Here is a 12,818-nt window from a genome sequence, read left to right on the forward strand (position 1 = left end):
GAATGGCCATTAAAGTATTAGTCGTTGATGACTCAAGTTTTTTCAGACGACGTGTTAGTGAAATAGTCAATCAAGATCCTGAACTGGAAGTTATCGCAACGGCCTCAAATGGGGCCGAAGCGGTGAAGTTGGCTGCTGAGCTTAATCCCCAAGTCATTACCATGGATATTGAAATGCCAGTGATGGACGGCATTACTGCCGTCCGTGAAATTATGGCAAAGTGTCCCGCTCCCATTTTAATGTTTTCCTCATTAACCCATGACGGCGCCAAAGCGACCTTAGATGCGCTCGATGCGGGAGCATTGGATTTTTTACCTAAGCGCTTCGAAGATATTGCGACCAATAAAGATGATGCCATTCTTTTGCTTCAGCAAAGGGTTAAAGCCCTTGGCCGCCGCAGAATATTTCGTCCAATCGCGCGCCCAGCGCTTGCCACTCCAGCACCACGTCCGAGTGTCAGTACTGGGCTTGGTTCGTCGTCCTTCGCACATTCTCAGGCAACATCTGCGCCAGTGAGGACGCCAACAGCATCTTCGATTCGTGCCAGTGGTAAACAGTATAAGTTATTGTTGATTGGGACATCGACCGGTGGACCTGTGGCACTGCAAAAAATTCTGACCCAGTTTCCGGCTAACTACCCACATCCTATTTTGCTTATTCAGCATATGCCCGCGGCATTTACACCAGCATTTGCCAACCGATTAAATGGCTTGTGTAAAATCGAAGTCAAAGAAGCGGTTAATGGTGATTTATTGCGTCCAGGTTGCGCATATCTTGCCCCCGGAGGCATGCAGATGATGGTAGAACGCACGGGTTCGAGCGGACGTATTAAAGTGCTCGCTGGTAGTGCTGAGATGAATTACAAACCCTGTGTCGATATCACGTTTGCATCGGCTTCAAAGGCTTACGGTGGTGATGTGCTGGCCGTTGTGTTAACGGGTATGGGTGCCGATGGCAGAGAAGGAGCACGAATGCTTAAATCTGCGGGGGCGACGATTTGGGCACAGGATGAAGCCAGTTGTGTGGTTTATGGCATGCCACAGGCGGTTGCCAGTGCCGGGATTGCGACTCAGTCTATCTCGTTAGACAATATGGCTGAATCCATTTTAAAAGAGTCGGCGCGTGGCTAAGGTAACGGTTCCTGTGAGCACCAATATTGTGCTTATTATGGTGCTAATGGGGATTGCTATTGTTTGTCTAGGGGCGTTGAGCCTTGATTATCACCGAAAAATCAGTTTATTACGTGATGATGTTAAACGATTAGAGTCGAGTCAGGTGTTGCTCATGGTGCCAGATGAGCAAGCAGAAGCGATTGCGACTTGGCTTGCCTCCCATCCGGATCAAACAAAAGCCATGTTGAAACTGGCTTCTCCGGGGGAGCAAAAAGCGGTCACCTTAGGTCCTGAGACGTTAACAGCACCTGAAGATAATATTCCTCCGCTATTGGATAAATCGTTGGATAAATCGCCGGAGCATAACCAAATCCAGACACCACTCATGCCCGAGCAACCTAATACGACAAACGGCTCTGGTCCTGTACCTGTCATTATTTCGGAAAATGCTGATGGTGTAAAAATCATCAGTTTGCCTAATGGTGGTATCAGAGTGACGACGCGGGAAGGCGACTAGCCAATGTCATGCGAATAATATTAATGGTGATGATTCTAATAGTGAATTATTCGAATAACGCTAATAACTAAGGGATCACTTCTTGAAAGTATGGACGATAGCGAATCAAAAAGGTGGAGTGGGTAAAACTACTTCGGTAGCCAGCTTAGCGGGTGCTCTCACTAAGCGAGGTAAGCGTGTGCTGATGATTGACACAGATCCCCATGCATCGCTTGGTTATTACTTAGGTATTGATTCTGAAGAAGTCCCAGGTTCACTCTTCGATGTTTTCCTTGCCCATCGCCATTTAACGAAAGAACTCGTTCTATCCCATGTTGTTCCCACCTTGGTCGATGGGCTGGATCTTCTGCCTGCCACTATGGCATTAGCGACCTTAGATCGTGCCCTAGGACATCAAGAAGGGATGGGATTGGTGCTGCGTAATCTGCTTGCTCTGGTCGCCGATGAATACGATGTGGCAATCGTGGATTGCCCGCCCGTTTTAGGGGTGTTGATGGTTAATGCTTTGGCGGCGAGTCAGCATATTGTCATTCCCGTTCAAACCGAGTTTTTAGCCATTAAAGGGTTAGAGCGAATGGTTAAAACCATGGAGATTATGGGGCGCTCCAAAAAAACGAGGTACAGTTACACTGTTGTGCCAACCATGTATGACAAACGAACTAAAGCGTCTCCCGCGGCGCTGCAAGTGCTAAGTGAACAATATGGTGATAGTCTGTGGCGGGATGTTATCCCTGTCGATACTAAGTTTAGGGACGCCAGTTTGGCGCATTTACCCGCTTCGCATTATGCAAGTGGCAGCCGTGGTGTAAAAGCCTACGAAAGATTGTTAGATTTTTTATTAGCTGGGGAGTTTGGCCATGTCAAAATCGGTTGATGAGACTGTTTTTGATTTTTTTGAATTATTGCTACATGAAGATGATGGCTCTCCTGCTGTTGTTTCCCCCGCTATTTCTCACGCTGAGAAACCTCATTCACTTGAGAGTATTGAAGAAAATGAGGCTGAATTACTCGATGCGGCCATCTTAGCAGAGCATAACCGCAGCAAGCCTCAGTCGAGCATGGCTATGGCAGCCGAGGTGCAAGTTGCTAAGAATAAAGAGCAGAGCTTTAACCTACCTTTAACTGATCCATCGCCGCAGGTAAATAAAGCAGCGTTGGAGAAATTACTTGCACCAGTATTTAAGAGCAACACTCTGAGTGAACCTACACAGGTTGAAGTGCCGGAAGTGGTAGTTGCTGCGCCGGAGGTGAGTTCTGACCATTTAGCGGAAGATGCCACTTCATTGTCATCTGCACCAACAACCGCTCAGCATCAACCACCCATTGCCGATACGATAACGGTGCCAGAAACGCAAGTGGGTATCGCCCCGCCCAGCATTACAAAAGATCTACAGGAAGTGCTCGATGATGAGTTTCAAGTACTATTCTTTAAAGTGGCAGGCCTCACCTTAGCCGTGCCGTTGGTGAGTCTGGGGGGCATAGTGAAGGTGGAGCGGATCAATCATATTATTGGTCGTCCATCATGGTTTTTAGGAGTACAAACCCACAGGGAAGAGCAGTTAAACATTGTCGATACCTGCGCGTGGGTTATGCCAGAAAAATACACGGATACACTGGCGCAATCGGTAAATTATCAATATGTTGTATTATTAGAAGGCAGTAACTGGGGATTAACTTGTGAGTCCTTGGTCAATGCTGTAAAAATTAATAAATCGCAAGTAAACTGGCGCAGCAAAGCGGGTAAACGACCTTGGTTAGCTGGTGTGGTGAAAGAACAAATGTGTGGCATTTTGCACGTACAAGCCTTGGTTGAAATGCTTGATGCGGGTTTAGGCTGTCAGGACTCAATTGGTTGAGGTAAACATGAAAGATACAAGAAATGTCGCAGCCGTAGCTGCAAGTAAAGATGATGCGGTATTACAATGGGTTACCTTTAAGCTAGACAACGAAACCTACGGTATAAATGTGATGCAAGTGCAGGAGGTACTGCGTTATACCGAAATTGCTCCAGTACCAGGGGCTCCGCATTATGTTTTGGGTATTATTAACTTACGCGGTAACGTCGTGACGGTTATCGATACTCGCTCACGTTTTGGACTGCAATCGGCCGAGGTCGATGATTCAACCCGTATCGTGATTATTGAAGCAGAAAAACAGGTCATCGGCATTTTAGTCGATAGTGTTGCTGAAGTCGTTTACTTACGCCGCTCTGAAATTGATAACGCACCAAACGTCGGTACTGAAGAAAGTGCTAAGTTTATTCAGGGTGTGAGTAACCGAGACAATGAGCTGCTGATCTTAGTTGACCTCGATAAGTTACTGTCCGACGAAGAATGGGCCGAGTTAACACAGCTATAAGGTGTCGGTTGGCTGAGTGCCACACTGCCAATACCGGTGTTTTCAGCATTTGCGGTGTACCTATGGGAAAGTGGGAATTATTTTGCATTCTCTCCACCTGCTGGGGAACCACTTTTCCATGATGGATCTTGACAATCATAGAGATGCATAAGGATTTTTGATGGGCGATGAATTTATAATCGCAGCGTTAGTCTATGTTATTGCGTGCTTAGGATTAGTTCTCTATTTGCAGAAACAGTTGAGTAAATTACGCAATAAAGCCGAGGCATTAACCGTCTTAGTCAAAGAAGGAGACCGTCAGCGTGAATCTTTTAAACGGGAATTACAGGAATTACGCAGCGGTACCATAGGCGTGGGTCGACGCGTGATTGAAATTGAGAAGCGGCTACAGCAACAGTCTGAACGGATTGAAGAATCATCGCAGCAGGATCCTCAGGCGAAACTCTATACTCGCGCAATGAAAATGGTGGCACTGGGGGCGGGTGTCGATGAGTTGGTTAAAGAGTGTGAGTTACCTAAGGCTGAAGCTGAGCTGTTAATCCGATTACACCGTAAATAGTCTCTCGGGCTTGCTGCTAAATTCTAGGACTGCCTTCGGTCTGCTAGGACGCTGCAAAAGCGCCGCTGCTAGAATCTAGGGTGTTGTAATTGTGCAGCTACAGAATATCACTTCGTGACTCATGGATAACGGCACGCTGCTTCGCCGCTACGGTAAGCGAAGCGTTCCGTCAACCGTCAACGGTTTTCTGTCAGCGCAGCGTTCTGTGAGTGAGCTTGCGAACGTTCCGTTTACCGAGAGCCCGCTCGCTTTTAGCTTTTCCCCTCCTAAGCTTTCTCTACAATCTTTTGATGCATATTGTTCCACTGTTCGGGAAACTTGCCATCCAGCATATAGACGAAGGCGATGAGCTCGGCGATAAGCAAATACAGTTCTTTTGGGATCTCTTCGCCCAGTTCCAATAAGCTAAGGAATTGGCTCAGATGGGGATCTTGGTGAATATAGACGCCAGATGCCTTGGCAAGGGCGATAATTTCTTCGGCGATAAGACCTTCCCCTGTGGCAACAATTTTAGGCGCATTTTTGCCATCGTAACTTAAGGCGACAGCTTGCCGGGTTTTATTGTCTTCAGTCATATCTGTGTGTCCAGATTGTTATTGCAAATATTGTCATTGTATTTCCCACTATGCCTTTGTTTTTACAAGAAAGTGGTCACCTGGAAGTAAAGTTGCTGGCACTTGAGCTATTTGAGTCGAGAGTTCTCCTGGCGTAAAACCAATTTGTGATAGCTTTTGCCCTAAGGGCACGAGAAAGTTATCAACCCTGTTTAATAGCTGTTGATTATTCCCTTTAAATTGAATATCTAAAGTCTGCAAATGACAGCGAGCACTGATAAGCAACGGCCCCTGTGTCAGATTAAACTTTAACTGTAGATGCCAGCCTTGCTGTTTTTGTTGCTTATCGTTATCCGCATCTTGCTCAAATTTTCCTTCGAGCTGTTCATGTCGCTGATTAATTCCATAGGGCAGTGCAAAGTACCATACGAGATTACCGTTATTTTCACTACTCGCTTGTTGGTAAAGGTGCAAACTAGAGGCGAGTTGCCCCATGGTCTCAAGGCCACCCGCCTTGCTGAGTTGATTAAGGAGATTACTCGAAAGTCCTGTTTTAGCTTGCAGCTGTTCGAGGTAGTTAGCCAGTTTTTGGCTGACAGCATTAGTCGTACTATTTGCCCTAACACCCAGTAGCAGTTGGAATAATGAGGTAATCGCACTCGCATTCATAAAAAGTGCCGCTTGGTTTAGCTGCGGCGCTGCAAGATTGAGCGTGGCGAGCCCGAGAATATCAGCCTTAAGCGCCGTAGGAACGCTCAATTGACTTAAGGGCTGGGGGCTTAATTGTGGTAAACGCTTGAGCAGCTCCGCCGCTAAATTGAGATGGTTGCGTAGGGTCAGCTGATCCAGCGGTAAAGCGCCCGCTTTATTGAAAGCCTTTTGTAGAACCTCGTTGACAGATATCCCCGCTTCAGCCGCCTTATTCCCCTTTGGCTCGTTAACTTGTCCCTCTAAAGCGATTAAGGGTTGCAAAGGGGAAAGCTGTGCCGCTGTATCACTCGACTTGGGTGTGAGGCCATTTGCCAGTTGTGGAACTAAAGGTTGAGCAGATGCTGAATTTGCTGACGTTGTAGCATTTGCTGAGTTAGATATCGGCGTTTGTGCGGCAGGCTGAAGAAGTGGTTTATCTGGGGGGCGGTTTCCCATCCCCTCAAGGGAAATATTTTGAGCTAATGCCGACTGGAGTGATGCCGCGGTAGTCGCATTTTGGGGCGAGCTGGGCGTCATATTCTTGGTTGAAATTGCATCTGATGCAGAAACGGATTTCAAATCAGTGGCTTGGGTTGTTGGCCTAAGTTCTATCTCTGTCGATGAGCTACTCGATGGTGATTTAGTCAGACTCGTTTGCCCAACATCGATACTTGTTTGCCCTAGATTTAGGCTACCCTTGGCTGTGCCTGTGCCTGTGCCTGTGGCTGTGGCTGTAGCTGTGCCTGTGGTCGAGTCTGAGCTTGACCCTAATACGCTTGTCGCTATTGGCTGTGTCGTCGAAGCGCCAGAAGGTAAGATCCCTGTGGCTGTCGTTTTCGCTATGACTCCGGTTGTTGAAGACACTTCTACTTGGGGAACAAGGCCTTCCAGCTTCCGCAGGAAAGTCGCAATGATCTGGGCAGGTTCAGTTTTAGCGATCACAATATTGGCCGCTTGTTTATCAATTATGGGAACTTGAGTTTCATTTATTGGGGCGCCAATAAGGATTTCGAGTTTGCTCAGTATAGGGGTCAGTACTAAAATGGGCCGTCCCTGGGATAGGGCTATTTTCGCTTGATATTCCCCCGCGCTGAGTTGAGTATTTGGATCTTGTTGGATGGCAGTCCCATTTGCAAATTGAAATTCTCTATTGATAACAATGACATTGGGAAGGCGGTAGCCCTGAGAACGTCCCGCAAGCGCATACAGCTGCTCTAAGGTTACGCCATTTTGCTGTGCTAACTGCGTTATCGCTTCGGGCAGTTTTAATGTCAGTGGTGTGCCTAGGGCAAGCAGTTGAGCCGTTTGATGGGCGTGTATTGTTGCTGTTTGAGCCGTAGCAATCGTGGATTGAGTGACTAAAAAATGGCTAGCAGTGATCAGAGTTTGCCTCTGCTGCGCATTTACAAGCTTTAAATTATATTCTGTACCGTTTAGAATAATACTGTCGCCATCTGCAGAAACAAGCACTTCAGCAGGAATGGGGCGTGAGGGTACATTAGAGGCATCTGCCTGTGTGGCCGAAGTGGCTAACGGTACATTGACAGTATTGATAAGTGGAATTGACTCCATGTAAGGCCCTTTACTCGTTTATCCTGCGGCATATTATTTTGAAAAATTAACAATTGACCAAAATATTTTGCCAAGTATGCTTATGCGTTTTGCGAAAACGATGACAATTTCTCTGTCATGCTAGAGTATGCCACTAAGTGAATGATCACTATATCGTCACTTATCCATAGTCACTTTAGCGAAAACTCGATATCGAAGCAGTACATTTATTAAGAGAGCAATATGAAGTTGAGATGGATAGGGTTACTTTTAGGATTAATACTATTGCCCAATGTTTATGGGGCAGAAGCTTCTGCACCCGATACGACCACAGAGAACCCCTCGGCTGTAAAAATTACCTATGATGACCCACAGGATCCCTTTGAGGGCTTTAACCGTGTGATGTGGGACTTCAACTATTTATATTTAGATAGATATATTTACCGCCCCATTGCCCATGGTTATAACGATTATATTCCCATGCCAGCCAAAACAGGGGTAAATAACTTTATTCAAAATCTGGAGGAGCCAAGCAGCTTAGTCAACAATGCCTTGCAAGGTAAGTGGGGCTGGGCCGCAAATGCGGGTGGTCGCTTTACGATCAATACCACAGTCGGGCTTTTAGGGGTCATCGATGTGGCAGATATGATGGGGCTACCACGCAAGCAGGATGAGTTTAATGAAGTGTTAGGTTACTATGGCGTACCTAATGGCCCATATTTTATGGCGCCTTTTGCGGGTCCCTACGTCGTTCGAGAACTCGCGTCAGATTGGGTGGATAGTCTATACTTTCCACTATCTGAGCTAACCGTGTGGCAAGCCGTCGTAAAATGGGGGCTAAAAAGTCTTCATGCTAGAGCCACTGCGATTGATCAGGAAAGGCTTGTCGATAATGCACTCGATCCCTATACCTTTGTGAAAGATGCGTACTTACAGCACATGGACTATAAAGTCTATGATGGTGATGTTCCACAAAAACAAGATGATGATGAGTTGCTCGATCAATACATGCAGGAACTTGAGTGAACCTATGCGCTGTACTTGGCTGCCAGCATTTTTAGCAGCCAAGATCTTGCCGTATTGAATGATTCTTCCGATGTCATGATTGAGTTATTGCTGCCGCAATGAATTTTATTCGGGAATCTTTATGGCGTTAAATGGTGTTTCAATTCTTTGGGTTGAAGATGATCCTGTCTTTCGGCAAATTGTCGCCACGTTTCTCAGTGGGCGAGGTGCCGAAGTTGTACAAGCCTCCGATGGTGAGCAGGGGCTGGGTATTTTTAAGCAGCAGCATTTTGATATCGTCTTAGCTGATTTAAGTATGCCTAAACTCGGCGGCCTCGATATGCTGAAGGAAATGGTTAAGCTTGAGCCTTTAGTCCCTTCTATTGTGATATCGGGTAATAATGTTATGGCGGATGTCGTTGAGGCATTACGCATTGGTGCATGTGATTACTTAGTTAAACCCGTCCCCGATTTATTTATTATTGAGCAATCCATTCGCCAAGGATTACAACGTACCCACAACGATGATCCCATGTTGGTAGATTTTGATGCGTTATCCCACCAAGAGCTAAACGATAACTTAGCGCTATTAGAGCAAAGTGTTGAAGCCGCGAAACAAGTTCAGCAACAGTTATTTCCCGCATCCAATATTAGCTATCCAACGGCGAAGGTGGATTATAGCCTATTCAAGAATAGCGACATCAGTAGCTATTTTATTGACTCAACCATGGTGGGTAGCGAGCATTTGATCATGTATATGGCGCATCTTTATCCTGAGGATAATCGTGCTGCTTTTGCGTGCGTATTATTAAGAAGTTTTGTTAATCAAAAGCTTAAAAACTATCGTAGTGGCCAGAGTACAACGATTATTGAGCCATTTAATATGTTGAGTTATCTCAATGAGCGCCTAGTAAAATCAGGACTCGATATCACAGTCGATATCATCTATATCTCCATCGAATTGACTAAGTATCGCGCCGCCATTGCCCAAGCAGGTAAGGGACTGCGATGCTATCTACGCAATGATGAAGGACTAAGCCCCTTAGCCCTTTCCGATAGCTTACAACTGGGGATGTTAGATTGGGGCAAACCCAGTATTCAATTCCGCACTATCTTGCCCCAAGAACAACTCTGTATTGCCACCAGTGATGCGCAACATAAACAGTACCTGCTGGAAAATAAATTTAAAGGTCTGGTTTATGATCCGACTATACCCGCAGGCGGATTTATGCAGTTAAGCTTATAGGACGTCAAAGCTAGAATGGCCTTCGGCCTACTAGGACACTGCAAAAAGCACAGCTGCTAGAATCTAGGGCGTCGCTTCGCAACTTCTAGAACGCCACGGTGCGGCTCTAGGACGCTCGTAGACTCGCTGCTAGCTTCTAGGCCCGCCGCTTTGCGGCTACAGAACGTCACTGCGTGACTCACCGATAACGGAACGGGCTTCGCCCTGACGGGAAATGAGCTTGTGATTCCAATTCCCTTTGTCATTCCCGCGTACGACTGCATGGATGCAGAAGGTAGAATAACGCAGGAGCAGTTATCGACGCGGGAATCCATACAAAAGTCTTTTGGTGTCTTAAAGCGTTGTGAGTTAAAAGCCAAAAGCTGGATCCCCGCGTGCGCGAGGATGACGGCCTAATAGCAGAACGCTCCGCCATATAGCAGAACGCTCCGCCATTCCCGTCCTTTTTGGCATTCCCGCGAACGCGGGAATCCATACAAAAGTCTTTTGGTGTCTTAAAGCGTTGTGAGTTAAAAGCCAAAAGCTGGATCCCCGCGTGCGCGAGGATGACGGATCTAATGGGGTTAATCTTGGCGATTCTGATACTGGATCCCCGCGTGCGCGAGGATGACTACCAGCAAGTGTTTTGCCAGAACCCAATTTACACTGGATCCCCGCGTGCGCGAGGATGACGGCCTAATAGCAGAACGCTCCGCCATTCCCGTCCTTTTTGTCATTCCCGCGAACGCGGGAATCCATACAAAAGTCTTTTGGTGTCTTAAAGCGTTGTGAGTTAAAAGCCAAAAGTTGGATCCCCGCGTGCGCGAGGATGACGGGTGTTGATGGTCTCCACGTTGATAAAGACCTTATGGATCCCCGCGTGCGCGAGGATGACGGTTTAAAAACGAGGATGACGGCGTAAGAGCTGAATGCTCCGCCATTCCCGTCCTTTTTGTCATTCCCGCGAACGCGGGAATCCATACAAAAGTCTTTGGTGTCTTAAAGCGTTGTGAGTTAAAAGCCAAAAAGCTGGATCCCCGCGTGCGCGAGGATGACGGGGATGTTGATTTAGCAAAAGCCCCTTAACTGGGGCTGGATCCCCGCGTGCGCGAGGATGACGGTTTAAAAATGAGGATGACGGCCTAAAAATTGTGAAGGGCAGGGTATGAGGACAAAACAAAAAACGCTGCATTTCTGCAGCGTTTTTTTATCGCAATCTAAGATGATTAGCAGTGTAGAATCTGGACGCCACTACGTGGCTCTAGATTCTAAGCACGCTGCTTTGCGGCTACAGAACGTCACGGCGTGACTTACGGTTTACGGAACGGGCTTTGCCCTTACGGTTAAAAGCAAAGAAAGTTGCTTGCTTTTTTAGCTTTGCTTTGCCCTTACCGTAAGTGAGCTTGCGAACGTTCCGTTATCCGTCGACTGTGAATTTAGTGTTCTGTATGCGTTGTACTCTGCTTATCTCTTAATTGCTTCGTGCTCGCCAGTGACGGCAATTTCATCTTCTAAGGCTTCAGCTTCAGAATGATGTTTAGTCTCTGCGCCGTGCATCCAATCAACCAGCTTATCCGCCATAAAGTACAGAATAACGCCAGAAAGTGCGGCAGTAATCGCAATACCTGAGAAAATCGCCATCGCATTAGCCAGTTGTTCCTCTACCTCACCACCATGGCCGATAAAAGAACCTATGTATCCAGCGGTTAGATTTGCAATGAAAATAAAGGTAAACCAAGCACCCATCAAGAGTGAGATCATTCTTAGTGGAGCTAGCTTAGTCACCATTGATAAACCAATTGGTGATAGACACAGTTCGCCCATAGTATGGAAGAAATAAGCGCCAACTAACCACCACATGCTTGATTTAGCAGATGCATCGCCCCCCATCTCAAGAACAGCACCAATCATAAATAGGAAACCAATTCCTAATAGTATTAGCCCGAGAGCGAATTTTACTGGAGAGTTCGGTTCATTATTACCTAATCTTATCCAGATCGAAGCAACTACTGGTGCAAATAGTACTATGAATATTGCATTAAGCGATTGGAAATATGTGGTGGGAACTTCCCAACTACCAATCATGCGATCGGTAAACTCATTGGTGAACAAGTTCATTAAACCACCAGCTTGTTCAAAACCTGCCCAGAATATAATAGTGAATAGACCCATTATCATGATAACTTTGATACGATCTCGTTCAATTTTAGTAAGAGGTTCGTTCCTTACTTGTCCACGTTGCTCGTTCAACTCCCGCTCTAATTTTGCCGCTGGCTCTTTACCAATATTCCCTAATAGCTTTTGCGCGAAAAAGAACTGAATTACCAATGAAAGAAGCATACCAATGCCTGCACAAACAAATCCTGCTTGCCAGTTTTTAATAAAAACTTCTTGCCCATTTATAACTTGAATACTGCCAAAACCGTTATAAGCTTCTGCGACCAAAATACCGGCAAGTGCAGCACCAACGTTAATACCCATATAGAAAACAGTGAAAGCACCATCTCGTCTATGATCGCCTTCGTTATATAGGTCACCTACCATTGTCGATATATTAGGTTTAAATAATCCGTTACCTAAGATTAAGCTCGCTAAACCACAATAAAAAACGGTTGTTTCAAACCCAAGAATCCATGCATGTGGAGTTGCAAGCAGAAATTGGCCTGCTGCCATCATAGTGCCGCCAATATAAATGGCTTTACGTTGGCCCAAAAAATTATCAGCTAACCATCCACCTAGCAGCGGCGTGAGATAAACTAACCCTGTAAACCAAGCATAAAGACGAAGAGCATCAGCTGATGTCCAACCTAATCCTCCTCCCTGATCGGCGACTTGGTCTGATAGATAAAACACCAAAATGGCGCGCATTGCATAATAACTAAAACGTTCCCATAGCTCTGTTGTAAATAGCAGGAACAATCCTTTGGGATGCCCAAGCATTGTCCCTTGTGGTTTTGCTACGCTCATGAAGTTTCCACCTTAAGCTCGTGATTGCCTGTGGGCCCCTGAAACAGGATGATGTCGCCACAGAAAAATGGTTGTTGCTTATCCCATAATCGCCCTGAGTAACACGCTTTATCTGAAACGAGAAAATCAGAATAAAATTGTTTAATTACTGCAGGTTACGTATGAGTTATTGTTACGTTCTTATAATAAAAGTAATATTTTATGCGTTAAATTGAATGTTTTCGCTAAAATCCCACCTTATATACCCCTTAAAAGCAACTAAAGTCAATTTTGGCTTACC

At 46.0% G+C, this 12,818-nt stretch carries 11 protein-coding genes; 8 read left to right on the forward strand and 3 right to left on the reverse strand.

Annotated features, from left to right (window positions below):
• Positions 1 to 2 precede the first annotated feature (2 nt).
• The 6 genes from COW15_RS15420 (at position 3) to COW15_RS15445 (ending at position 4,546) form a co-directional block, all read left to right on the forward strand.
• Positions 3 to 1,130, forward strand: coding sequence for a chemotaxis response regulator protein-glutamate methylesterase (locus tag COW15_RS15420; RefSeq protein WP_293633407.1), 1,128 nt, complete (start codon positions 3 to 5; stop codon positions 1,128 to 1,130).
• Between the two features lie 13 nt (positions 1,131 to 1,143).
• A complete protein-coding gene (locus COW15_RS15425; RefSeq protein ID WP_293633500.1) occupies positions 1,144 to 1,629 on the forward strand; it encodes a membrane anchored protein in chemotaxis locus in 486 nt (161 codons plus the stop codon).
• Between the two features lie 82 nt (positions 1,630 to 1,711).
• Positions 1,712 to 2,503: a ParA family protein gene (locus COW15_RS15430; protein WP_293633409.1), complete on the forward strand. Its 792-nt coding sequence runs from the start codon at positions 1,712 to 1,714 to the stop codon at positions 2,501 to 2,503.
• The gene (locus COW15_RS15435) at positions 2,487 to 3,485 is read left to right on the forward strand and encodes a chemotaxis protein CheW (RefSeq protein WP_293633411.1); all 999 of its coding nucleotides are present in this window, start codon (positions 2,487 to 2,489) and stop codon (positions 3,483 to 3,485) included. The genes COW15_RS15430 and COW15_RS15435 overlap by 17 nt, the downstream gene beginning before the upstream one ends.
• A 7-nt stretch (positions 3,486 to 3,492) precedes the next feature.
• Positions 3,493 to 3,987: a chemotaxis protein CheW gene (locus COW15_RS15440; RefSeq protein ID WP_007649644.1), complete on the forward strand. Its 495-nt coding sequence runs from the start codon at positions 3,493 to 3,495 to the stop codon at positions 3,985 to 3,987.
• Between the two features lie 160 nt (positions 3,988 to 4,147).
• A complete protein-coding gene (locus tag COW15_RS15445; protein ID WP_293633415.1) occupies positions 4,148 to 4,546 on the forward strand; it encodes a DUF2802 domain-containing protein in 399 nt (132 codons plus the stop codon).
• Between the two features lie 266 nt (positions 4,547 to 4,812).
• Here COW15_RS15445 and COW15_RS15450 read toward each other — a convergent pair whose 3' ends face one another.
• A complete protein-coding gene (locus COW15_RS15450; protein WP_293633417.1) occupies positions 4,813 to 5,121 on the reverse strand; it encodes an EscU/YscU/HrcU family type III secretion system export apparatus switch protein in 309 nt (102 codons plus the stop codon).
• 48 nt (positions 5,122 to 5,169) lie between these two features.
• A complete protein-coding gene (locus COW15_RS15455; protein ID WP_293633419.1) occupies positions 5,170 to 7,362 on the reverse strand; it encodes a flagellar hook-length control protein FliK in 2,193 nt (730 codons plus the stop codon).
• Between the two features lie 222 nt (positions 7,363 to 7,584).
• Between COW15_RS15455 and COW15_RS15460 the strand changes: the two genes are divergently transcribed.
• Positions 7,585 to 8,367, forward strand: a complete 783-nt coding sequence (locus COW15_RS15460; RefSeq protein ID WP_293633421.1) for a VacJ family lipoprotein — start codon at positions 7,585 to 7,587, stop codon at positions 8,365 to 8,367.
• Between the two features lie 121 nt (positions 8,368 to 8,488).
• Positions 8,489 to 9,592 (forward strand): response regulator, encoded by a 1,104-nt coding sequence (locus tag COW15_RS15465; RefSeq protein ID WP_293633423.1) that lies wholly within the window; start codon positions 8,489 to 8,491, stop codon positions 9,590 to 9,592.
• Between the two features lie 1,443 nt (positions 9,593 to 11,035).
• Here COW15_RS15465 and COW15_RS15470 read toward each other — a convergent pair.
• Positions 11,036 to 12,538 carry a peptide MFS transporter gene (locus tag COW15_RS15470; RefSeq protein ID WP_293633425.1) on the reverse strand — a complete coding sequence of 501 codons (1,503 nt, stop codon included), beginning with the start codon at positions 12,536 to 12,538 and terminating at the stop codon, positions 11,036 to 11,038.
• Positions 12,539 to 12,818 lie beyond the last annotated feature (280 nt).

The sequence above is a fragment of the Shewanella sp. CG12_big_fil_rev_8_21_14_0_65_47_15 genome (assembly GCF_002783505.1).
GTDB lineage: Bacteria > Pseudomonadota > Gammaproteobacteria > Enterobacterales > Shewanellaceae > Shewanella.